The 22821-nt window shown below is 44.9% G+C and carries 19 protein-coding genes; 14 read left to right on the top strand and 5 right to left on the bottom strand.

The genetic code is table 11. The annotated features are described in order from the left end of the window. The first annotated feature begins 19 nt into the window (after window positions 1-19). The 5 genes from SPUTW3181_RS04415 to SPUTW3181_RS04395 all read left to right on the top strand — a co-directional run bounded on the left by SPUTW3181_RS04415 (window position 20) and on the right by SPUTW3181_RS04395 (window position 3361). Window positions 20-433 carry a YjfI family protein gene (locus SPUTW3181_RS04415; RefSeq protein ID WP_011788231.1) on the top strand — a complete coding sequence of 138 codons (414 nt, stop codon included), beginning with the start codon at window positions 20-22 and terminating at the stop codon, window positions 431-433. Between the two features lie 11 nt (window positions 434-444). Continuing rightward, complete coding sequence (locus tag SPUTW3181_RS04410) at window positions 445-1134, top strand: PspA/IM30 family protein (protein ID WP_011788230.1); 690 nt, start codon at window positions 445-447, stop codon at window positions 1132-1134. A gap of 158 nt (window positions 1135-1292) precedes the next feature. Further along, window positions 1293-1946: a DUF4178 domain-containing protein gene (locus tag SPUTW3181_RS04405; RefSeq protein WP_011788229.1), complete on the top strand. Its 654-nt coding sequence runs from the start codon at window positions 1293-1295 to the stop codon at window positions 1944-1946. A 121-nt stretch (window positions 1947-2067) separates the two neighbouring features. Beyond that, window positions 2068-2397, top strand: a complete 330-nt coding sequence (locus SPUTW3181_RS04400) for a hypothetical protein (RefSeq protein ID WP_011788228.1) — start codon at window positions 2068-2070, stop codon at window positions 2395-2397. 142 nt (window positions 2398-2539) lie between these two features. Then, entirely contained in the window at window positions 2540-3361 is an 822-nt protein-coding gene (locus SPUTW3181_RS04395; protein ID WP_011788227.1) for a potassium channel family protein, read from the top strand. Between the two features lie 75 nt (window positions 3362-3436). Here the strand turns inward: SPUTW3181_RS04395 and SPUTW3181_RS04390 are convergent, their stop codons facing one another. Then, window positions 3437-4948 carry an inorganic triphosphatase gene (locus SPUTW3181_RS04390; protein ID WP_041407990.1) on the bottom strand — a complete coding sequence of 504 codons (1512 nt, stop codon included), beginning with the start codon at window positions 4946-4948 and terminating at the stop codon, window positions 3437-3439. A 232-nt stretch (window positions 4949-5180) separates the two neighbouring features. On the opposite strand from SPUTW3181_RS04390, the gene SPUTW3181_RS04385 reads away from it, so the two are divergent. From SPUTW3181_RS04385 to SPUTW3181_RS04350, 8 genes are all read left to right on the top strand, one after another. After that, the gene (locus tag SPUTW3181_RS04385) at window positions 5181-5861 is read left to right on the top strand and encodes a TIGR00153 family protein (RefSeq protein ID WP_011788225.1); all 681 of its coding nucleotides are present in this window, start codon (window positions 5181-5183) and stop codon (window positions 5859-5861) included. Between the two features lie 25 nt (window positions 5862-5886). Next, a complete protein-coding gene (locus tag SPUTW3181_RS04380) occupies window positions 5887-7176 on the top strand; it encodes an inorganic phosphate transporter (RefSeq protein WP_011788224.1) in 1290 nt (429 codons plus the stop codon). 196 nt (window positions 7177-7372) lie between these two features. Then, window positions 7373-7921: a TIGR04211 family SH3 domain-containing protein gene (locus tag SPUTW3181_RS04375; RefSeq protein WP_011788223.1), complete on the top strand. Its 549-nt coding sequence runs from the start codon at window positions 7373-7375 to the stop codon at window positions 7919-7921. A 248-nt stretch (window positions 7922-8169) separates the two neighbouring features. Beyond that, window positions 8170-11364 carry a bifunctional proline dehydrogenase/L-glutamate gamma-semialdehyde dehydrogenase PutA gene (gene putA, locus SPUTW3181_RS04370; protein WP_011788222.1) on the top strand — a complete coding sequence of 1065 codons (3195 nt, stop codon included), beginning with the start codon at window positions 8170-8172 and terminating at the stop codon, window positions 11362-11364. Between the two features lie 957 nt (window positions 11365-12321). Further along, entirely contained in the window at window positions 12322-12819 is a 498-nt protein-coding gene (locus SPUTW3181_RS04365; RefSeq protein WP_011788221.1) for a hypothetical protein, read from the top strand. A gap of 36 nt (window positions 12820-12855) precedes the next feature. Beyond that, the gene (locus SPUTW3181_RS04360) at window positions 12856-13206 is read left to right on the top strand and encodes a hypothetical protein (protein ID WP_011788220.1); all 351 of its coding nucleotides are present in this window, start codon (window positions 12856-12858) and stop codon (window positions 13204-13206) included. Window positions 13207-14008: 802 nt separating this feature from the next. Continuing rightward, on the top strand, window positions 14009-14743 hold the full coding sequence (locus SPUTW3181_RS04355) for a DUF599 domain-containing protein (protein ID WP_011788219.1): 735 nt from the start codon (window positions 14009-14011) through the stop codon (window positions 14741-14743). A 97-nt stretch (window positions 14744-14840) separates the two neighbouring features. After that, window positions 14841-15017, top strand: a complete 177-nt coding sequence (locus SPUTW3181_RS04350) for a helix-turn-helix domain-containing protein (protein ID WP_011788218.1) — start codon at window positions 14841-14843, stop codon at window positions 15015-15017. Window positions 15018-15126: 109 nt separating this feature from the next. On the opposite strand, the gene cyaB is transcribed toward SPUTW3181_RS04350, so the two are convergent. From cyaB to SPUTW3181_RS04330, 4 genes are all read right to left on the bottom strand, one after another. Continuing rightward, the gene (gene cyaB / locus SPUTW3181_RS04345; RefSeq protein ID WP_011788217.1) at window positions 15127-15720 is read right to left on the bottom strand and encodes a class IV adenylate cyclase; all 594 of its coding nucleotides are present in this window, start codon (window positions 15718-15720) and stop codon (window positions 15127-15129) included. Window positions 15721-15767: 47 nt separating this feature from the next. Beyond that, entirely contained in the window at window positions 15768-17519 is a 1752-nt protein-coding gene (gene cydC, locus SPUTW3181_RS04340; protein ID WP_011788216.1) for a heme ABC transporter ATP-binding protein/permease CydC, read from the bottom strand. Beyond that, complete coding sequence (gene cydD, locus SPUTW3181_RS04335) at window positions 17516-19447, bottom strand: heme ABC transporter permease/ATP-binding protein CydD (RefSeq protein ID WP_011788215.1); 1932 nt, start codon at window positions 19445-19447, stop codon at window positions 17516-17518. Before cydD ends, cydC begins: the two co-directional genes overlap by 4 nt. A 194-nt stretch (window positions 19448-19641) precedes the next feature. Then, entirely contained in the window at window positions 19642-20682 is a 1041-nt protein-coding gene (locus SPUTW3181_RS04330) for a DUF3626 domain-containing protein (RefSeq protein WP_011788214.1), read from the bottom strand. 466 nt (window positions 20683-21148) lie between these two features. On the opposite strand from SPUTW3181_RS04330, the gene SPUTW3181_RS04325 reads away from it, so the two are divergent. Next, the gene (locus tag SPUTW3181_RS04325) at window positions 21149-22768 is read left to right on the top strand and encodes a DEAD/DEAH box helicase (protein WP_041407985.1); all 1620 of its coding nucleotides are present in this window, start codon (window positions 21149-21151) and stop codon (window positions 22766-22768) included. Window positions 22769-22821 lie beyond the last annotated feature (53 nt).

Here is a 22821-nt window from a genome sequence, read left to right as displayed (position 1 = left end):
TATGTCAATAAGGACAAATATGAATATCCATACCCTTGCCAATCACCTCAACAGTCTTGGCAATAACAGCCAAACAGGCTTTCAATTTGATTGTTATCCGATTGATGGCGAAGTAGAAGTGTTGCAAGTGAATGTGGTCGGCCGTGAAGAAATCCCGGTATTCGTATCGGTAACGGATAACCAAATTCTCTGCATCAGTTACCTGTGGGGCGAGAATGAAGTAAACCAAGAACGTCGCAGTGAAATGTTTGAAACTATGCTAGAGCTCAACATTCCAATGCCTTTGTCAGCCTTTGCAAAAATCGATGACAAATACGTAGTTTACGGCGCGCTATCACTACAATCTAGCATGCTTGAAATAGAGCAAGAATTAGCAGTTTTATCTGATAACTGTTTAGAAGTTATTGATGAATTGGTCGACTATCTGAAATAAGGAGCCACAAAATGGGCATTCTGAATAAAATTTTAACAGCGTTTCGCGGTGGTGCCACCGAAGTTGGCCAAAGCATCGTTGACGCAAACTCAACCCGTATTTTCGAGCAGGAAATCCGTGACGCCGAAAAACACTTAACCAACGCTAAACGCGAACTGACCGATGTGATGGCAAAAGAAATGCAGGCCAGTCGTGAAATCGATCGTTTGAAGCGTTCTATTGCTGAACACGAAGGCTATGCAACTCAAGCGCTGGATAAAGGTAATGAACCTCTCGCGATTGAAATTGCAGAGAAGATTGCACAGTTGGATCAAGAGTTATCCGAGCAACAAAGTGCAAACGATAGCTTTAGTGCCCATGCTGCACGCTTGAAAGATTTAGTGAAAAAAACCGAACGCCAACTGTCTGATTATCAACGTCAGTTGAGCATGGTTAAAACCACTGAAAGCGTTCAAAAAGCCACGGCAACGATTACCGACTCTTTTGCTTCAAGCAACTCTAAACTGCTGAATGCAAAAGATTCATTAGAGCGTATCAAAGCACGTCAACAACAGTTTGATGACAGGCTAAAAGCCGCAGAAACTTTAGCTGAAGAAAGCAGCGATAAATCACTGCAAGCTAAGTTAGCTGAAGCTGGCATCGGTGAGCAAAAATCCAATGCAAATGCAGTACTTGACAGGATCAAGGCTCGCAAAAGCTAAGTAAAGAGTGACCGAATGCCGAGTATCGATGGGATCATCACCCCCTATTGAACTCGGCATTTTTTGTTTCAACCATTAAATAAGCTCACCTTCGTCAGTGATTATCCGCAGCTATTCGCTTATCACGCAGCACACAGGCAAAGTCAGCAGGAGTGAATATGGGATTTTTTAACAGTATTTTTGGTACAAAAACGCCACCACAACGTGAGCTCAATCATCCATCCCAGCTTAATGTGGGTGATATGATCTCAATGGATGATAGTTTTGCCCTACCAACACAATTACGAGGTCAACAGCTTAAAGTCGAAGCTGTTAACACCTATGAGTTCGAGCGTAGCCAACAAGCCGAATGGGTGCTTAAGGGGCATGGTAGCGATACCATTTATTTAAGTATTGAAGAAGACGATGAAACCTACCTCGCGTTGTCCATTAAGATCACCCGTAACCAAGTTGAACAGATCTTTGATTTAGAACAATTTAGCACCATATTCGATGAGCCTGGACACGCCGAATTAGCCACTCAGGTATTATCATCTGAACTTAATACTCAACTTGAGCAATGGCTTGGAAAGCAATACCATCAAGTGACTTTTGCCGCCTTTGGTTATTTCCACCGCGAAGATTACCGAGGCCTAAAGCCACCCCAAGATGCTAATGGCAATACGGGCGAACCTTTTGAATATTACTTGCTACTCAATGATGATGAGAGCCGTGCAATCGAAATTGAAGTTTATGAAGGTGGCGATACCGATGTGGTATTGACCCTATACCGCCCTCTTACTGATATTAGGGAATACTGGCCTAGTAAGTAGCGGCTAGAATAAGATAAAGTGCGTGGCACGCACTTTATCGCTAATCTCAATACACTCCTTGTATAATTAACGCCAGCGTGAAAGCGTGATGCAACCAGTTGATAGCAATAGGTAATACGCAATGAGTAAAACAAAAAATCCACTTCCCGAACAATGGCTAAAAAATCAACAGGCGGCAAAAGCAACTCAAGTCGCTTTTGATCTTGATGAAAAATTTCAATACTCCATCCGTAAAGCGGCACTCGATGCAGGTGTGAGTCCTTCTGACCAAATCCGTACCATTTTAGGTTTAAGTGTATCCAAACGCCCGACCCGACCACGCCTCACCGTATCACTCAATGCCGATGACTATGTTCAACTCGCCAAAAAATATGGGCTAAGTGCTGAGGCGCAACTTGAGATAAAACGTCGTGTACTCGATGATCTAGTGCATTTTGTGGATAAGACCTAGCACATCCTACCTTGACAATGATTTGATGACAGGCACAGTCTGCTAAGTGATAAAGACGCCATTTATCACAAACACAATTTACTCGTAGCATAAAGTCTTTTACTTTAGAGATTTATCGCACTTTAAAGGGATCATGTTTACCATGACAGATAAAACACCATGGTCGCTCCGTTCGCTTAATGGCCCATCACCTATTGAGCTGGCGATGATGTTGTTATCCCTACTGTCGGTGATCATCGTCCTCGTCATGACCTTTGTCCGACTCGACACTGAAACCTATCGTTTACTCTTTTTTATTGATACCAGTGTCTGTCTGATTTTTATGGCCAACTTTTTTGTGGGTTTATTCCGTGCTCGCAATAAGACGTTTTATCTACGCCATCACTGGATTGACTTTATTGCAAGCATTCCAGCAATAGAAGCACTACGTATCGCGCGTGTTTTCCAGATCCTACGAGTGATCCGTTTGATCCGCATGAGTAGCTCACTGCTATTACCGCTGATAAAACAACGAAAACAAGCCACCTTAGCCAGTCTATTAGTTGCCATGGTAACAATACTTACCTTCGCTTCCATCATTATTTTAATTGTTGAAAGTGGCACTGAAGGTGCCAATATTCAAACGGCTGAACAGGCGATTTGGTGGGCTCTAGTGACTATTTCTACCGTAGGTTACGGAGATTATTATCCGGTAAGTACAGTCGGGCATATTGTTGGTGGTCTGGTTATTGTTAGCGGCGTCAGTTTCTTCGGGGTTATTTCAGGTTATATGGCATCGGTATTTGTCGCACCCGATGAAACAGAGCAGCAAGAACGTCAGGATGCCCATAAGGCCGAAATCAAGTCTGAGCTTGAACTCGCACTCCTTAGGATGGAAGAGAACCAAAAGCAAATTGAAGAAAATCAGACTAAAATGTTGCAGCAAATTACAGAGTTAAGACAAGCCTTAGAAAATAAAAAATGATAATTTTCTGTTTGAAAAAATCTCAATAAAAAGGGCTCAATTTTAAGCCCTTTTACCCACCTAAACTGCGCTCTGCTACCAATATGTTTTTTGCTGCATAGCATTACGTCTTGATGATTCCATCGCAAATAATAAGCTTTGCTGTTTATCTTCAAGCCACTCACTTAAATCAATACCTAGCTGCTGTGCGGTCAAATTTAAGACGCGATAGTTAGCTAATGTTTTAACTCCAAGTACAAGATCCTGCCAAGGGGCACGAAAAGCGTCGCGAGATTCAGCCTCGTACAAACTGCCATATACCTGCCCAACAAGTAGCCCTTCATCCAAAACAGGAGATACCCGCAAATAGTCATCACAATCCATCGACTTATCAGGCGACATAATATCGAGTATCGCCTGCCAAGAGGCTTGCTGAACACAGTCAGCGTGCTGCCGCAAATCTAACCTACCCATTAATGGAATACGCCCTGCACTGACACCAAGTAAAATATCAACAATAGCTAACTGCAATTGCCCATATTCAACTTGCTGCCATAACAAGGGCAACTGTTCAGCCAACTTAAGCGCGGCTAATCGTATCTGTAGTTGCCGTGTCAGTGCCATATTGTCCGTCAGCTTTGTCATTAAACATTTTTGACTGCCGAGCAATGCCGTCAGGGATTGCGCTTCTTCAATAAAAGCTAATTGCTTTTCGATATGGGTAAACAGATGTGACAATCTGACATCAAGTAACCCAAACTGATTTAAGGTCATTCGTAGCAAGCGAATACAAGCTCTCATCCGCCACCAAAGCGCCACGCAGGCTTCGTTATCTTGCTCTTCTACAATCATGCCTTCTAAGAGTTGCCAACGCTCGAGTGCTGTCTCAAGTAAAACCTGACAAGTAGTCGTTAATGCTTGCTGATGGGATTGATGAAGATTCACCTCCTCCGGGATTGGCAGAGGCAAAAATGCTAACGCACTTAAAGCCAATGGCGTAGATTTGCCCGCAAGATGATATCCCCGCTGCGCTTTACTCGCTTTGCCCAAACGAACAGGAACAACATTGGCGACTTCAGAAGCAAGAGTAAGTAAAGCCTGTGTTTCACCACTGAGTAGCTCAAACTCTAATTCACACAAAGCCTCCTGCTTACCATTCGCTGTAATTTCTCCGGTGTCCAACGCCACTTCAACTAAGCTACCACCAACCTGAATATGCCAAGCTCGGCGATAAAAATCGGTGTGAAATACACAGGAAAGTTGGGCCTGAGTTGTGAGCAAATCCGCATCTACAGGCCAAATTTCAGCAGGGAATAAACTTAAATCAGGGCTATCCCCCTCAATAGTGACATTATACTCTGGGCGGGAATGGATCCCGCCCACCACTTGCCCTGCAGTTTTGATGGTTTGTTCTTTATGCGCATCGTAGCCTCGTACTCTTAATCCCATGTGCCATTTTCGCAACTGTAGATCAGGAGTATCGAAGTAGCCATTGACCAAACGGCGTTGGCCCTGAGGGATAGCGTTATCGAGGCTATCTAATTTATTTATCAGGAAATCTTGATATTTAGGCAGGAAAAACAGTTTTAATTCTATCTCAGCACTCATTGCGTAACCGCTCATTTTGTCATCAAATATTCATCAATGCGTCATTTTTGGTTCATAATGTCACAAATGTGTCATAAAAAACCCGTAGGATTTGGTTTTGCAGTTGGTATATAACCCGTTAGAATAAAGCTGTGGTTTTTTCTTCAAAAAACACAGTTTCAATACGCGGACGCATAGGTTAACATGCGCCCGCTTTTTCCAATCATGGAACAATCTAAATAGGTAAACGGCAATGCCAGTAAACTCTATTTTGGGCGTGTTTGCAAAATCGCCAATTAAGCCTCTTCAAGAGCACATGGACAAAGTCTACGATTGCGCATCGTTACTGGTCCCCTTTTTCGAAGCCACTATCACAGGTAACTGGGATAGTGCAGTTCAACTACGCAAGCAAATTAGTTTAGCAGAAAAGCAAGGTGACTCGCTGAAACGTGAAATTCGCCTCACTCTGCCAAGCGGTTTGTTTATGCCGGTAGAACGCACTGATTTATTGGAACTTTTAACTCAACAAGACAAAATCGCTAATAAAGCAAAAGATATCTCTGGTCGTGTAATCGGCCGTCAACTGTTAATCCCTCAGGTCATGCAAGTCCCTTTTATTGCTTATCTACAACGTTGTATCGATGCAGTAGGTTTAGCAAAAGAAGTCATTAACGAACTCGAAGATCTATTAGAAACAGGTTTCCGCGGTCGTGAAGTGGATTTAGTGGCAAAAATGATCAACGAACTCGATATCATCGAAGAAGACACTGATGATCTACAAATTCAGTTACGCCGTCAGTTATTTACCTTGGAATCTGAATTGAATCCTGTCGATGTGATGTTCCTCTACAAAACGATTGAATGGGTCGGTGGTCTTGCAGATCTCGCCGAACGCGTCGGTTCGCGTCTTGAGCTTATGCTGGCTCGCGTTTAACAAATAAGGTTATCAAGGTATCAATATGGTTGATGCAGGTATTGAGGTGGCTAACGTTTTAGTCACCAATGGCCCGTGGCTTATTGCCGTTGCGGCTGCATTTGGTTTTCTCATGGCGTGGGGTATTGGCGCGAATGACGTTGCTAATGCGATGGGAACCTCCGTCGGTTCAAATGCAATCACGATAAAACAAGCGATTATTATCGCGATGATTTTCGAATTCGCGGGTGCTTATTTAGCCGGTGGCGAAGTCACCAGTACGATACGTAACGGAATTATCGATCCCAATTACTTCACGGACACACCTGAATTACTGGTTTACGGTATGATAGGTTCGCTGCTTGCTGCAGGTATTTGGCTAGTCGTGGCTTCAGCCCTAGGCTGGCCAGTATCAACAACTCACTCTATCGTTGGTGCCATTATCGGCTTTGCTGCGGTAGGTGTCGGGAGTGATTCGGTCTCTTGGGATAAAGTAGGCGGGATTGTTGGCTCATGGGTCGTTACCCCTGCAATTTCTGGTTTTATCGCATTTATCCTGTTCCAAAGCACCCAAAAACTCATTTTTAACACTGATGATCCTCTGAGCAATGCAAAACGCTATGTGCCTTTCTATATGGCATTTGCAGGCTTTATCATGGCATTAGTGACTATTTTGAAGGGATTAAGCCATGTAGGTATCAACCTTAAGGGTGCTGATGCCTATTTGTTAGCCGGCGCAGTAGCGATAGCTGTGGGTCTTTTCGGTAAGGTAGCAATTTCTCGTTTAAAAATGAGTGATAAAACCAGCCGTCAAACAATGTACGCTAACGTTGAGAAAGTGTTTGCTATTCTTATGGTCGTTACCGCTTGTTGTATGGCTTTTGCCCATGGTTCGAACGATGTTGCAAATGCCATTGGCCCATTAGCGGCGGTCGTTTCTGTTGTGAATAGTGGCGGTGAGATTGCTGCTAAATCTGCTTTAGTCTGGTGGATTTTACCCCTTGGTGCTGTGGGTATTGTGATGGGCTTAGCGATCTTCGGTAAGCGTGTAATGCAAACTATCGGTAAAAACATTACTCACTTAACACCAAGCCGTGGTTTTGCTGCAGAGTTAGCTGCCGCCTCAACAGTCGTTATTGCATCCGGTACTGGTTTACCTATTTCAACTACGCAAACCTTAGTGGGCGCAGTTTTAGGCGTAGGCATGGCACGTGGTATTGCGGCGATTAATCTCGGTGTAGTGCGCAATATTGTTGTATCTTGGGTTGTGACTTTACCTGCTGGTGCGGGTCTATCAATTGTCTTCTTCTTTATTATTAAAGGTATCTTTAATTAAGAAGATGTAAAGCGTCTACAACTTTAAAATTGTAGAAAAGCATAAAACAAACAGGAATAGCTAGCATGGATGCCGCAAAGTTGAGGGAAGTCTATGACTTCCCTCTTGCATTGCAGGCATCAAATCCATAGCATGTGTTCACTATTTCGTTGATGAGAATACAAAAGTGTTAAGACTCCTGACTCTGGTGGGAATGATGTTGCTATCTCCCAACCTGCTGGCCGAAGGCCAATCCCGCTACATCTCGGATAACGTGTTTCTTTATCTTTTAAATGGTCCAAGTACAGATTATCGTATTTTAGGTTCCATTGAAGCGGGTCAACCTGTTACCTTTTTAAATGAAACCCAAGGTGATTATTCAAAAATAATTGATCACAAAGGCCGAGAAGGTTGGGTACTTACCAATTTAATTAGCTCGAATCAAAGTTTCCGTGAGCAAGTACCAGTCTTAAAAGATGAATTAGCTAAGGCAAAGGCGGAATTAGCAGAGGTGTTTAATTCAAAAGATAACCATGCTGGTGAGGTTATCGAATTAAAAGCCAAGCTGAGTGAGCTGGAAAATACCTTGGAACAAACAATTAAAGAACGGGATAATTTAAAAGTCGCTGTTGATCGAAGCGCCCAAGATGAGCGCTTCGAATTGTGGCGTCAGGGTGGATTGATTGCAGGGGCGGGGTTAATTGCGGGTATGATTTTAGTCTATCTCCCCAGACCACAACGTCGTAACAAAAAGCGTTGGATGTAATTCTGGACCTAATCAATATCGAGCAAAAAGCCAGTGTTTTAAACCACTGGCTTTTTGTCAATTAAGCGTTACATCAATTCATTTACGCCTCAGTTAAACATTCTTCACATTCTTCCTCTCGATAGTGTTGTCCGTCACATTTTGCTTGTATAATCTGCGCGCGCAAACCTTCATATTGTATACAAAATATCAAATGCGTTTCGCGCCTCCCTATTTGTTTCAACAATAGCGCCCCAATAACGGCCAAGATGGAAGCGATAACTATGTTCAAAGCGAGTGAAGTGCTGGCAGGCCGCTACGATTCTGCCAATCTCGACGAACTGTTCAAAGCTATCAGCGACAACTACATTGTCGATGAAGAACAATACTTGTCAGAGCTAATCAAACTAGTGCCCTCCAGTGATGAAGCCATAGAGCGTGTCACTCGTCGAGCTCATGAACTGGTCAACAAGGTTCGTCAATTTGAGAAAAAAGGCTTAATGGTTGGCATTGATGCCTTCCTGCAGCAATACAGCCTAGAAACACAGGAGGGCATTATCCTGATGTGCTTAGCCGAAGCGCTGTTACGTATTCCCGATGCCGCCACCGCAGATGCGCTAATTGAAGATAAGCTTTCAGGCGCTAAGTGGGATGAGCATATGAGTAAAAGTGACTCAGTGCTGGTTAACGCATCGACCTGGGGCCTGATGCTCACGGGGAAAATTGTTAGTTTAGATAAAAAACTCGATGGCACCCCAAGCAGCCTACTCAGCCGTTTAGTCAATCGTCTCGGCGAGCCCGTGATCCGTCAAGCCATGATGGCAGCGATGAAGATCATGGGTAAACAGTTTGTCCTTGGCCGCACGATGAAAGAAGCGCTCAAAAACAGCGAAGACAAGCGCAAATTAGGCTATACCCATTCCTACGATATGCTGGGCGAAGCGGCGTTAACTCGCAAAGATGCCGATAAATACTATACCGATTACGCCAATGCGATAACCGAACTCGGTGCTCAAAGCTATAACGAAAATGAATCACCGCGCCCAACTATCTCCATCAAACTATCGGCACTGCACCCACGTTACGAAGTGGCCAATGAAGATCGTGTTTTAACTGAGCTGTACGATACAGTGATTCGCCTGATTAAGCTGGCACGTGGCTTAAATATCGGTATATCTATCGATGCTGAAGAAGTCGATCGCCTCGAGTTATCACTGAAACTGTTCCAAAAACTGTTTAATTCTGAAGCCACTAAGGGCTGGGGATTACTGGGTATCGTTGTTCAAGCTTACTCTAAGCGCGCCCTGCCTGTGCTGGTATGGTTAACTCGCTTGGCGAAAGAGCAAGGCGATGAAATCCCAGTGCGTCTGGTAAAAGGTGCCTATTGGGATAGCGAACTTAAATGGGCGCAGCAAGCTGGCGAAGCCGCTTATCCTCTCTACACTCGTAAAGCCGGTACCGACGTATCTTACTTAGCCTGTGCACGTTACCTGTTATCGGATGCGACTCGTGGTGCTATCTACCCACAATTTGCTAGCCACAATGCGCAAACCGTGGCGGCGATTTCCGATATGGCGGGCGATCGTAACCATGAGTTCCAACGCTTACACGGCATGGGACAAGAACTGTACGACACTATTTTATCGGAAGCTGGCGCGAAAGCGGTACGTATCTATGCGCCTATCGGTGCCCATAAAGATCTGCTGCCCTACTTAGTCCGTCGCCTGCTGGAAAACGGCGCGAATACTTCGTTCGTCCACAAACTAGTCGATCCTAAAACCCCCATCGAGTCATTAGTGGTACATCCGCTAACAACACTGACGGGCTATAAAACCCTGGCTAACAACAGAATCGTTTTACCTACCGACATTTTCGGTAGTGATCGCAAAAATTCCAAGGGACTCAATATGAACATCATTTCCGAATCTGAGCCATTCTTCGCAGCCTTAGACAAATTTAAAAATACCCAATGGCAAGCGGGCCCTCTGGTTAACGGTAAAACCTTAACTGGTGAACATAAAACGGTTGTTAGCCCATACGATACCACTCAAACCGTGGGTCAAGTGGCCTTTGCAGATAAAGCTGCTATCGAACAAGCACTGGCATCCGCCGAAGCGGCATTTACCTCTTGGGCACGTACGCCAGTAGAAACCCGTGCATCTGCACTGCAAAAGTTAGCGGATTTATTAGAAGAAAACCGTGAAGAATTGATCGCGCTTTGTACCCGTGAAGCGGGCAAGAGCATTCAAGACGGTATCGATGAAGTACGTGAAGCCGTTGATTTCTGTCGTTACTACGCAGTACAAGCCAAGAAGATGATGGCAAAACCTGAACTGCTTCCAGGCCCAACGGGTGAACTGAACGAACTGTTCCTCCAAGGTCGCGGTGTGTTCGTCTGTATCAGCCCATGGAACTTCCCATTGGCTATCTTCTTAGGCCAAGTATCGGCAGCCCTCGCTGCGGGTAACACTGTCGTAGCTAAACCTGCTGAACAGACTTCAATCATTGGTTACCGTGCAGTGCAGTTAGCACACCAAGCGGGTATTCCTGTCGAGGTGCTACAATTCCTACCGGGTACTGGTGCGACTGTGGGTAGCGCAATTACGGCCGATGAACGTATCGGTGGTGTATGCTTTACCGGTTCAACTGGCACAGCAAAACTGATTAACCGCACACTCGCCAACCGCGAAGGCGCGATTATTCCATTAATCGCCGAAACTGGCGGTCAAAATGCCATGGTGGTGGACTCAACCTCTCAACCTGAGCAAGTAGTGAACGATGTGGTTTCATCGTCATTCACCAGTGCGGGCCAACGCTGCTCGGCGCTGCGCGTACTCTTCCTCCAAGAAGATATCGCTGATCGCGTGATCGATGTGCTGCAAGGTGCGATGGATGAATTAGTGATTGGCAACCCAAGTTCAGTGAAAACCGACGTAGGCCCAGTGATTGACGCCACCGCCAAAGCTAACTTAGATGCCCACATCGACCATATCAAGCAAGTCGGTAAGCTTATCAAGCAAATACCACTGCCTGCGGGCACTGAAAATGGTCACTTCGTGTCGCCCACTGCGGTTGAAATCGATTCAATTAAAGTGCTAGAGAAAGAACACTTTGGCCCAATCCTGCATGTGATCCGTTATAAAGCGGCAGATCTTGGCAAAGTGATCGATGAAATCAACAGCACAGGTTTTGGCTTAACCTTAGGTATCCATAGCCGTAACGAAGGCCATGCCTTGGAAGTTGCCGACAAAGTGAACGTGGGTAACGTCTACATTAACCGTAACCAAATCGGTGCTGTGGTGGGCGTACAGCCTTTCGGTGGTCAAGGTCTGTCAGGCACAGGCCCTAAAGCCGGTGGTCCACACTACTTAACCCGTTTTGTGACTGAAAAGACCCGCACCAACAACATCACCGCCATCGGTGGTAACGCCACGTTACTGTCACTGGGTGATAGTGAAGAATAATATCTCTCACCAGTGAGAATTGAACAAAAGCCAGACTGAGTCTGGCTTTTTTATTTACATTAATAAAAATCAAAATCAAAGCAGCCTCACTTAACAGCTTGATTTTTAATAAAAAATCCAACAAAGAGGACTGCTCATCCTATCCTCCTTGCTATTGTTTTCACAAACAGACAAGACACACCTAGCAAATTTACATGCATTAGACACTAGCATCGCAGGGAGGTGAACTGCTGTGGCCTCTGTGTCAGCAGTTAATCCTTAAAGAGTTATGGACATCCCATTTTTTAGCTAAAAGATTAAGTACTTGCATTCCAGTGACACGCCGTAAACTCATCCCTGAGGGCTCGACGGCGGCATCCTTGCCGCCAACGGTCACTTCCATGCAAGTACTTAATCTCGTTAATTCCCGAGTATACCTGTCGCTAAATTTAACAATGGGAATCTCGTTAAACCTAGAAATGACCACTTATCTCATTCATGACAACAGGATCTCGTGAAGTGCATTAATGCACTAGAACAACCCGCCGAGCTCACACTATTTTCTTCAACACGCTGCAATAACTTAGCAGGGGATCGGTGAACTTCCGTGACAGCAGAGTTAACTTCTCACATTGAAAGAGTTATGCATGCCCTATCTCTTTTCTGATTCGCTAAAAGATTAAATACTTGCATTCCAGTGACACACCATAAACTCATCCAAGAGGGCTCGATGCCCCCCCCTTTAAAAGCCTTTTTGCGGGGGCGCAGCAGGGCCTGTCGCGGTGTTATCTACTTTCGCACTCAGTTATTGTCTTAACCATCTGCTCTGCAATAGCATCGATCACTAGCTCGCAAAGCCGATGGCATGTCATCGAAATACTTCACCAAATTTATATATAAACTTATATATAAATTTATATATACTTCTGTCGTTTTTATGATATGTTTTACATATATTTATCAATTGGTGTGGCATCTATGAATGTAGTAATGGTTTTTACAAGTAAGCCTTTGGAAACGATGTTCAATGAGGGAGGATCTGGGTATTGGTCTGCAAATAGAGCAAGATTGGAGAGTTGTTCATATATTGTAGCTACAAAAAGCAATACTTTACGTGAACATTTTCCAAGTAATACTGATATCAAACAAGGTTCTGCATTTGTTGTGGGTAAGATATCGAATATAGTTAATTCACCAGAAGCTAATCGATTGACCATTCAGTTCAGTGAGTATGCAGAAATCAATATTCCTAATGTTTGGACCGGGAATAGGAATCCAGTTGCTTATTCTAATATAGAAGAACTTAACGACAAATACAGTATAGATATGTCTAAACTCGAATGGAAAAAGTTTCCTGAAGATAATATCAACTTAGTTCCAGACGTGAAGCCACTTACCATGAGCGAAGCTAAGGCTGGGTTAGCTAAGTCTCTGGGGATCGACCCATCCTGTATTGAGATTAAAATTACAGCATAAATAACTAGTGTGTTTTTAAATAAAAGGACGATTTAAATGCAATATAAAAATATCAAAGATGAACTGGAAAATGTCATTAAATCTGCTGAAGGTCATTTTTTATCAGCGTATCAGATCTGTCAAAAATTAGAGAATAACTATCCTAATTTATGGTCAAGTCTTGTTTATGCCTATCCATCTTTAGATCCTAACACCCCTATGGGTGAGGGCACGGGATTGCAGTACTCTCCGGCATCATTTGTTGCTAACGCATTAAAATATTTCACAGCTAATAGTGCAATTTCAGGGCTAAGACAAGAAACTTTGAAATGTGAGGGAGTTAATTTTGATGGTGTTGCTCCTGGTTTTACCGGCAACATAGTTGGGATTTGGGCCATCAAAATTTAACTCTTAAAAAGATAAATGTATTCCCAAAAAACTGGACAGGCGCAGATCTTTAGAGATTAATAGCTCGCACAGTTGCGTCAGGAGTTCACCTTCCCCTCTGAGTTGCCGCAGGGCATTTACGTTTGTTGCGTGAGCGAGGCATGGTCGTTCTCGTGCATCTGATCCATAGGGAAATGGGAAATGTCAGAATGATGTATGGAACATCATTGACCATGCACTTCACGACATTCGAGCATCCTGCCTATCAGATGCCGAGATAGCGTCAGTCGAATCAGGGACGAGCGTCTGACGCGATAGCATTAGAACACTTAATGCCCAAGGGGCTTTCAACTCCGCTAGGGGCGTCTTGGCTGATGTGAAAACGATGAGCAAGGAGGATAGGACGAGCAGTCATCCTTGGTCGACTCTTGACTAAACTCTTGATTAAAAAACAGGGGGTGAAGTCCCACGACTTTGACTCACCTCGGCCGCAATGCCGCAATCGAACGACGGGAAACAACGGTCAGAGCCAAGCGTCTAACGCGATAGCATAAGGACGCTTAATGCCCAAGTGGCTTGCTTCGAGATATGACCAGTACAAACGCACTTTTCTAACTAACTTACCTGACAAGAATTTCTCCCAAACTGAGTCTCACCCTGCGAGAGGCTTCAAAACCAATGTGAGCGGCTTCAAATTGTGAATAGGATGGATTTCAAAGTGATACGAGGGGATTGCGCCTAGAAGATAAAAGCCTTCATAATCACTGTGCAATTGGACTTGATGATGTTTGACTTCGGCTTTTGACTTTAAAATAAGGTAGCTATGACATTTTCGCTGTTAGATATTTCTGCATTGGTGTGGTTTATCGTTTCTTGGGCTGGCTATACCGCTTTTGCGCGGCGTAAAGCAAGGGATACTAACTGCATCGCCCGTGGATTACACAAGCACAGGATTTATTGGATGCTTGAAGTGATGACCCGTGGTGTACGTGTAGGTGATGCTGCGCTACTGGCGAACCTTGAGCGCAATATTGCATTTTTTGCGTCAACGACGCTGTTTGTACTCGCGGGTGTACTTACCTTATTTGCGCAAGTAGAGCGTCTTGAAAGTGTTATTGCGACCATCCCTTTTGCCGCGCCACCCAATCATGCACTAGTGCAAGTTAAGCTAGCTCTACTTGTTGGGATCTTTGTGATGGCCTTTTTCCAATTCACTTGGTCAATGCGCCAATATGGCTTTGTAAACGTCATGATTGGTGCGGGCCCATTAGATGCTGATGGTTCAAACGAAAATCTTAGGGGCTATGCAAGGCAGATGGCCACAGTGCAAGATCAGGCCGCCCATTCCTATAACTATGGTCTACGGGCCTATTACTTCTCCATGGCGGTGCTTTGCTGGTTTGTTCACCCTACCCTCTTTATTTCAGCTAGCTTATTTGTGGTTATTACTTTATATCGCCGCGAATTTAAGTCTCGCGCAGTGATGGCAATTACCGCTGCAAAGGGGCATTTAGGTGCGGAGTATGAAACTCGCGAGGCCAAACGCCAACAAAGCTGACTCCATGAACACCACAGTGCGAGCAGTTAAGCACTGTGGTTTTATTCTTGTCCTATACTCTTGTAGTTATATTTCAACCAACATATGAGAGTACGCCATGAGTGAGCAATTATTAACCTTAGATGAAGTTTGCAAAATGCTGGATAAAACCCCAACGACCATTAAACGCTATGCCCGGGAAAATTTGCTTTCCAGTGTTCAAGAAAATGGTGAATTGAAATTTCCTGAAGCAGAAGTAAAACGTTATTTGGCTTTTTCTCAACGCTTAGGTTAGCTTTCACGCTTTCCTTAATTTGAATAGCCACTGCTACGCAATACACAGCAACACGGAGTATAAATCCAAAAGGATTTGATTTTATCCTCGCAAGCATCCTTAACTTAACTCAAAATGTCCTTAGGTTCAGTGCTTGCTTTAGTTCACGGTAAGATAAAAACTCTCGCTGTGTTTCACTCAGTCCTAAATCTTCAGCAAGTTGCAATAACTTAACTTCATACATGGCTAATAAGGATTCATCATTAGTCATTATTGCCAACTCTGCAAAATCCCCCAGACCTTCAAGATGATCGACTGTCAGGTGAAACTCACCGAGAAAATAAATACTGCGGCGCTTTTTCATTTCGAGCACACACTCATAGCCTAAGGTATGCAACATACTCTTGGCTTTAGTCGCATCAGTAATATTCACGGCTTCGCAGCGGTCCTTTTCTGGGCCTTTCACTATCCACAGCATAATACCAGAAGGCTGCATCTCACGGATGCATAAGCTCTTATGTTCAGATTTTAAAGACGCTGAAGGCAAGTCAAAGTAACAATCATGCTCAAGGTTATCCTCAAGCATCACCTCGGGGGATTTAGCGTGTAACCGCGCCCAAAACATTTCGCGATCGGTCAATCGATACTTAAGTTCTACCTCAAACTTGCCATTAAAATGGGCATCGATTTGTGGTGCAAGACTTTCAGGTATCACACTATTCATAAAATTTGCCTCAGTGTTTAACGCAAATAACGGCCGACTAAAGGTGATTAACCAAGACGCTTGTAAAGGGCCTGATAGGCAGGGCAGTTTTGCATCAAACTTTGGTGGCTACCTGAGGCAATAATCTTGCCCCCATCCAGCAGATGAATTTGATCCATCTTCGCCATCGCAGTCAAACGATGGCTAATCATTAATAAGGTTTTATCCTTAGCAAATTCAAATAGTAAACTTAAAATTTCCCGTTCAGTGCGTTTATCCAGTCCTTCTGTCGGCTCATCTAACAATAACAGTGGTGCATCACGCAACAGCGCCCTTGCGACACCAATACGGCGCTGCTCGCCCCCAGAAAGTTGGCGCCCACCTTCACCAATCCACATATCCAGCGGCTTATCACCCGTAAGCAACGCACCTAGCCCTACACGTTGCAATACCTCAACCAAACGCGCGTCGTGGGCGGTGCGTTTTTCACCATCAATAACAGGTAAGGCGAGCACGAGGTTTTCCCTCAGCGTACCCGCAAACAGATAGATCCGCTGACTGACGACGGTTATCGCATCCCTAAGACCACGCTCGCTATAGTCTGACAGTAGATGACCATCAAGCTTAATATCCCCTTGCTGCGCTTGCCATTCACGGGTAATCAACGCTAATAGACTCGATTTACCACACCCCGTAGCCCCCAATAGCGCCACTTTTTGTCCGGCTTTTATCTCAAGGGACAAACCTTGTAGCACGCTTTGGCCTTCCCTATAACCAAAGTGAATATCTTCAATCTGTAATGCGCCTGAATGTGCCCGAAGGCCATTATCGGCAACAAATTGAATATCAGCCTCTTGTTCGGTGATTTCATTAATCCGCGTTGCGGCAAGTACACAGCCCGAAAGATGCTGAAATGCGCCAGCAATTGGCATCATCATTTCAATACACGCCATGGTCGCAAACACCATCAGTGCGAACATGGGCCCCGGCGGCACGGCATCACCCACCCCATTGGCAGCTAAATACAGCATCATAATAAGGGCTGAACCCGTGGAGAGGATCAACATGGCTTGGCTTAGCGCCGTAATATTGGCCATCGCGCTCTGGCTTTTAAACAGACTTTCCTCTGCTTGATTGAGCCTCTGCCGATATCTATCGTTCGCACCAAATAGGCTGAGTTCGGCTTGGCCTTGTAACATATCCAGTAACTGCACCCGATAATGACGCTTAGTCTCAAGCATAGTTCTGCTCGGTTGATGTCCCAATCGGTAAAACAGCAAGGGCATCACAAGCCAAACGGCGACTAAGAATAAACATAAACTCAGCGCAAGTTTAGCGTCAAACCATGCTAAAAACAGATACAAAAGCCCCGTCATCATCAATGACGCCGCCATGGGCGTGAGGAGTCGCAGGTATAAGTGATCGAGGGTATCGATATCGGCAACTAAGCGGTTAAGCATGTCACCACGGCGAAGCCCTTGTAGGTTCTTAGCACTTAGAGGCAAAAGTTTTCGCCATGCCCAAACCCGAAGCTCAGTTAGTAACTTAAAGGTTGCCTCATGGGTCGCTAAACGCTCACCATAGCGACTCGCAGTGCGAGCAATGGAGAGGAAACGTACCCCACCAGCAGGGGTAAAAAAGTTGAATGCTTGAGAGGTGACTATGGTTAAACCTGCGACTGCGGTGGCCGAAAGAAACCAACCTGACAGTGACAGTAACCCTATACCAGCCATTAAGGTGATCAGCGTTAGCAGCAAACCTACGGACATCATCAACCATTGACGCGAGAACAGACGAATAAAAGGGATCAGCACTTTCATTGGCCAGCTCCTTTGGCCGTATCTAGAACACCATCGAATGAAGCTCCTTCTTGGGTGATCGTATCTAAAGGCACAAGCTCGATATCCGCAATAGACTCTACATTCTCACGCAACATAGTTCGAAATAACCCATCACTTGTAGATAAGGATGCAAAATTACCCTGTTGCACGATTAAGCCCTTATCGAGCACAAGAATAGTATCCATTTGATCTAGTTGATCTAACCTGTGGGTCACCATAATACACATCTTACCTAGCATCGCCTGATTAAGGGTTGAACTCACTAGCTGCTCACTTCGGCTATCCAAACTTGCGGTAGGTTCATCAAGTACAAATAGACTTGCTTTTTGCCCTAAGGCTCTGGCGAGGGCGAGCCGCTGAGCTTGACCAACGGATAAACCCGAAGATTGCTCACCGATAGGCGAATCTAAACCTAAGGTTTGTGCCTTAACATATTCAGCGATATTGGCCTTAGTTAACAAATCCCAAATCTGCTCATCCGTCATTGAAGTATCAGCCAATGCGACGTTGTCACGCACTGTACCGTGAAATAACTGCGGCTCCTGCCCAAGCCAAGCTAAATGCTGTCGCAGACTGGCAAGATCGATTGCAGATAACTCATATCCATTGATCAGTAAATGCCCTTTGTAGGGTAAAAATCCCAGTAAGGCATTGAGTAAACTGGTTTTACCCGCTCCGCTTGGTCCCACTAATGCTAAGCGGTCATTAGCTTTTAGCTCAAAACTCACAGGGCCTAATAATCGCGTACCATCAATACTAAAGACTTCAAGATTGCCCCCTTTAACAGTATCGATACCCTTTAGACTCATCTTGCCTGTGGTCTCAGATTCTGGATGTTCAAGTAAGGTGATTAAGGCTTCGGCAGCACCAATGGCCTGCGCCTTAGCATGATAATGGGTGCCCATATCCCGCAGCGGTTGATAAAACTCAGGGGCTAAGATCAGAATAAACAAACCCGTAAACAAGCTAAAAGGAATACCTCCTAGCTCAGAACTCGTATCGGTAGTGATATTGGCGTGAGGCCCGTAATAGCCAAAATCTAAGTGACCTAAATAACTAAAACCAAAGTAAACCGCTAATACCGCAATCGATACCGCTGCAAAAAACTCTAATACCGCCGAGCTTAAAAAAGCCATGCGCAGTACCGACATAGTGCGACTGCGAAACTCCTCTGACGCTTTAGCGATCACCTTAAGTTCTGCATCACCACGGTGGAATAGTTTCAAGGTGCTTAAACCTTTTAATCTATCCATAAAATGTCCACTTAGTCTGGCCAATGCATTGAAGTTTTTGCGATTAGCATCGGCGGCGCCCATACCGACCAAAATCATAAATAATGGAATTAAAGGAGCGGTTAACAATAGGATTAAACCTGCGGCCCAGTTAATAGGGAAAACGGCTGCAAGGATCAGAATAGGGATAAATCCTGCTAAGGTAATTTGTGGTAAATATCTGGCATAAAAGTCTTGTAAATCTTCAACTTGCTCTAAGACTATACTGGCCCAACTCCCCGCTGGTTTACCTTTAATAAATGCAGGGCCAAGTTTAGTGAGTTTATCTAAAACTTGCGTACGTATATGGCTGCGTAAACGCTTGCCCGCCTCAAAACTTGCCCGCTCACGACCATAGGCAAGCAATGATCGCAGCAAGATTAAGCCAATCAAGGCTATAAAATAGGGGATGTAACTGCTGGCATTAATGGCAACGGACGATGCTGTATCCGCAAGGGGGAGAAGCTTATTACCGATAATCACGCCATCGAGAATAGTGGCAATAATAAACGCCTGAGCCACCATAGCAATTGCACTTAGCATCCCAAGCCATACTGATAATTTAAGAAACAAGCCACAGGCTTTTTTTTGCGACTTAAGCCAGACAATAAGGGATTTTTCTAAGGACTTATCCATGGTGCTCCAACAAGACAACGATTAAGCGATTTGCATTGGACATTCGCTAGGCTAACAACTCAGTTTAAGACACTTGCAAGACAGAAAAAGTTGCGATAGGAACGCAGTATCGCAGGCATCCGCAATAGATGAAACCCTGTAGGAGGCTTTTGTTAACCGATTCACAAAAACGAAATAATTTAACAATTTACAAATTAAGCACCGTATTTTACTAACACATGCCAAAGCAATTTGAGTTCATGGGCGACCAGAGCGCGATTTCCGCGTTCACGCCAATGTTGGGGGAAATGATATAAATCCCTCGCAGCAACACCAATAGCATAGGCATTAACCCTATCTTCTATCGCAATACACTGAGCGAGTGATGGCATAGTAGGGCCACGAAAATCACTTGGGATTTGTTCCGTATGTAAGCTAAAACCTTGGTGATATTGCAGTTCAATATCATACCTATCACACATTTTACTCAAAGTGTCGCCAATATCCGTCCCCTTAAAACTCGGATCAGCCACCAGCATGGCGATATCCTCATCGAGTGATACATCACCGTGGATCTGCGCTTCAATATAATGATCGAGGTTACTTGATAGTGGCCGCTCAAACCGTGACATCAAAGAAGCATTGAGTTGATGCCCCAAATAATGGATCACATTCAGCGGCTTGAAGTCAGTTTTGCCTAAGGCATAGTGACGCTCAAAGCTTTCCGTTAACAGCGCTGCTAAAATATCCTCAAAACAACCTAAAGTTCCCTTCTCCTTTGGATTGCGATATGAGTCAAGGTAGGAAAAGGTAGCCCGAGACATCACTTCTGTATGAGTCAATAAATAACAACTGCCAAAGCGAGGAGCTGGGCCATCCTGCCACATGCTCAAATCTAAGGCGCCATATTTAGGTCGGGATTTTGTTCCTTTATACACATTGCCAAAGAGTTGGTTTTCCCAATGATCCCGTGGGCCACCTAATTCAGGGGATAACTGACCATTAGAAATATGAGTCTCGAACTGGCTGCGATATTGACCATCTCGGAGCAAGCCTTCGGCTACCGTCATGCCGCGGCTATCAATTCTATCGGGATGAAAATGTAACGCGACACGGCCACAGCTTACTAATTGCTTAAGTGCTAACTGCATTTCATGCGTAGGAATATTGGACATCTGCTGCACGTTTTTAATGACGGCAACGGCCTGCTCACTTCGCCCTCGTGCAAGGCGTTCAATATGCTGTATCGCTGTCATAGTTCACCTGTAATGAGGCGTATAATCAACTCAAGAAAATCCCATCCTAAAAGTAAAATGGCTTGGCAATCAAGAAACACAACCTCAAGCCCTATCTCACCTTAGGAAATATCCACTTATTTCAACCTAGGTATAAAATCACTGCAACCTATTGTGGGCATTTGTTAATTCTACTCCAAGACAAACCACTTAAAAGCAATCAAATTAACATAAGCGTGATCTTTCACTAAATACAGAACAACACCCTAACTGGTATAAATTCGCTAAATATCAATAAATGGGAATAAAGCGTGGCAAGTGGCCACACGCTTTAACAGCTATCTTTTATATATCTAAGCCATATTACAGGGGGACTTGGCTTTATTCGATGGCACTTAAGGGCCTGATCCTGTAAGCTGCACGCCCGCCAGCGAACCCTGGCCATTGACCACAAATGCAGCAAAGTGTTGCCACAAGAGACCTATCTATGAGTTTTACCTCCCTGGGCTTATCGGCCCCGATACTTAAAGCCGTCGCCGAACAAGGTTACGACACACCTTCGCCAATCCAAGCGCAAGCTATTCCCGCTGTGCTCCAAGGCCAAGATGTGATGGCGGCAGCCCAAACTGGAACAGGTAAAACAGCAGGCTTCACCCTTCCTTTGTTAGAGTTGCTCAGTAAAGGTCAAAAAGCCCAAGCGGGACAAGTTCGCACCTTAGTATTAACACCCACACGTGAACTTGCGGCACAGGTTGCTGAAAGTGTCGAAACCTACGGCAAATACTTACCCTTACGCTCTGCGGTCGTCTTTGGTGGCGTCCCGATCAATCCGCAAATCGCAAAATTACGCCACGGTGTCGATGTATTAGTCGCGACACCCGGTCGATTAATGGATCTGTACAATCAAAAAGCGGTGAAATTTAATCAACTTGAAATACTCGTATTAGATGAAGCCGATCGCATGCTCGATATGGGCTTTATCCGAGATATCCGAAAAATTCTCGCTATATTACCTAAGCAACGCCAAAACCTGATGTTCTCAGCCACCTTCTCCGATGAAATTCGCGAGTTAGCTAAAGGCTTAGTGAACAATCCAGTCGAAATTTCGGTGACACCGCGCAATGCTGCAGCGACCACAGTCAAACAGTGGGTTTGCCCTGTTGATAAAGGCCAAAAGTCGGCACTACTCACCCAACTTATTAAGCAACACGACTGGCAACAGGTATTAGTGTTTTCACGCACTAAACACGGTGCCAACCGTTTAGCTAAAAATCTGGAAGAAGCAGGGATTAAAGCTGCGGCAATTCACGGTAATAAAAGTCAAACTGCTCGTACTAAAGCTTTGGCCGATTTTAAAAATGGTCAAGTACGTGTATTAGTCGCAACCGATATTGCGGCCCGCGGCTTAGATATTGACCAGCTGCCACAGGTCGTTAACTTCGACTTACCCAACGTGCCTGAAGATTATGTCCATCGTATTGGTCGCACTGGTCGTGCGGGCGCTTCGGGCCAAGCGGTATCATTGGTCAGCAGTGAAGAAATCAAATTACTTAATGATATTGAACGCCTTATCAACCGTATCCTCGACCGTGAGGTCGTTGAAGGCTTTAATCCAGTACATCCACTGCCTGAGTCACGCTTAAATTCGAGCAGTAAAAATAACACAGTAAAAACCATTCCAAGTCGTCGCAATCACCGAAGTGCAGGTCAGGCTGCACCGAGAGCGGGTTCAGGACGTGATGGCTATAAAGCTGAGGACAAAAAAGAAGGTGCGCAGCGCCAACAACATACACCATCGCCCAAAAGTAACGAGCATAAAGATGGTCAACGCAGCGGTGATGTCGCTCGTGGTCACAAGCCAAACGACAAGAATCCCAGACACAGCGGTGAAGTCAGTAGCGCTCCTCGCGGCGATGCTAAACCTCGTACACCACGTTCAAACGACGGTCGTGCGAATAGCACTGGCGCCAATCGCCCAAGTGAAGGCCGTTCAGGCTCTGGCGAAAATCGTGGCCAATCGGGTGACAATCCTTACGCCAATGGCCCAAAGAAAAACACCCGTCGCCCCAATAACGGTGCAAGTCGCCCAAGAAACACCCAAGATTAGTCCGTCTTTAACAAGAAAAACGACTTAGTATCAAGCTCAAACAAACGCCCAAA

Source organism: Shewanella sp. W3-18-1 (genome assembly GCF_000015185.1).
In the GTDB taxonomy this organism is placed as follows: Bacteria; Pseudomonadota; Gammaproteobacteria; order Enterobacterales; family Shewanellaceae; genus Shewanella; species Shewanella putrefaciens.
This window is presented reverse-complemented; position numbering and strand designations above follow the sequence as displayed.

What these genes read in the sequence shown, in the direction of transcription:
- SPUTW3181_RS04385 (WP_011788225.1), top strand. Translation starts at nt 5,181, where the DNA reads ATGCCAGTAAACTCTATTTTGGGCGTGTTTGCAAAATCGCCAATTAAG.
- SPUTW3181_RS04355 (WP_011788219.1), top strand. Translation starts at nt 14,009, where the DNA reads ATGACATTTTCGCTGTTAGATATTTCTGCATTGGTGTGGTTTATCGTT.
- SPUTW3181_RS04350 (WP_011788218.1), top strand. Translation starts at nt 14,841, where the DNA reads ATGAGTGAGCAATTATTAACCTTAGATGAAGTTTGCAAAATGCTGGAT.
- SPUTW3181_RS04410 (WP_011788230.1), top strand. Translation starts at nt 445, where the DNA reads ATGGGCATTCTGAATAAAATTTTAACAGCGTTTCGCGGTGGTGCCACC.
- SPUTW3181_RS04395 (WP_011788227.1), top strand. Translation starts at nt 2,540, where the DNA reads ATGACAGATAAAACACCATGGTCGCTCCGTTCGCTTAATGGCCCATCA.
- SPUTW3181_RS04360 (WP_011788220.1), top strand. Translation starts at nt 12,856, where the DNA reads ATGCAATATAAAAATATCAAAGATGAACTGGAAAATGTCATTAAATCT.
- SPUTW3181_RS04400 (WP_011788228.1), top strand. Translation starts at nt 2,068, where the DNA reads ATGAGTAAAACAAAAAATCCACTTCCCGAACAATGGCTAAAAAATCAA.
- SPUTW3181_RS04390 (WP_041407990.1), bottom strand. Translation starts at nt 4,948, where the DNA reads ATGAGTGCTGAGATAGAATTAAAACTGTTTTTCCTGCCTAAATATCAA.
- SPUTW3181_RS04405 (WP_011788229.1), top strand. Translation starts at nt 1,293, where the DNA reads ATGGGATTTTTTAACAGTATTTTTGGTACAAAAACGCCACCACAACGT.
- SPUTW3181_RS04330 (WP_011788214.1), bottom strand. Translation starts at nt 20,682, where the DNA reads ATGACAGCGATACAGCATATTGAACGCCTTGCACGAGGGCGAAGTGAG.
- SPUTW3181_RS04375 (WP_011788223.1), top strand. Translation starts at nt 7,373, where the DNA reads ATGTTGCTATCTCCCAACCTGCTGGCCGAAGGCCAATCCCGCTACATC.
- cydD (WP_011788215.1), bottom strand. Translation starts at nt 19,447, where the DNA reads ATGGATAAGTCCTTAGAAAAATCCCTTATTGTCTGGCTTAAGTCGCAA.
- cyaB (WP_011788217.1), bottom strand. Translation starts at nt 15,720, where the DNA reads ATGAATAGTGTGATACCTGAAAGTCTTGCACCACAAATCGATGCCCAT.
- SPUTW3181_RS04380 (WP_011788224.1), top strand. Translation starts at nt 5,887, where the DNA reads ATGGTTGATGCAGGTATTGAGGTGGCTAACGTTTTAGTCACCAATGGC.
- cydC (WP_011788216.1), bottom strand. Translation starts at nt 17,519, where the DNA reads ATGAAAGTGCTGATCCCTTTTATTCGTCTGTTCTCGCGTCAATGGTTG.
- SPUTW3181_RS04365 (WP_011788221.1), top strand. Translation starts at nt 12,322, where the DNA reads ATGAATGTAGTAATGGTTTTTACAAGTAAGCCTTTGGAAACGATGTTC.
- SPUTW3181_RS04325 (WP_041407985.1), top strand. Translation starts at nt 21,149, where the DNA reads ATGAGTTTTACCTCCCTGGGCTTATCGGCCCCGATACTTAAAGCCGTC.
- putA (WP_011788222.1), top strand. Translation starts at nt 8,170, where the DNA reads ATGGAAGCGATAACTATGTTCAAAGCGAGTGAAGTGCTGGCAGGCCGC.
- SPUTW3181_RS04415 (WP_011788231.1), top strand. Translation starts at nt 20, where the DNA reads ATGAATATCCATACCCTTGCCAATCACCTCAACAGTCTTGGCAATAAC.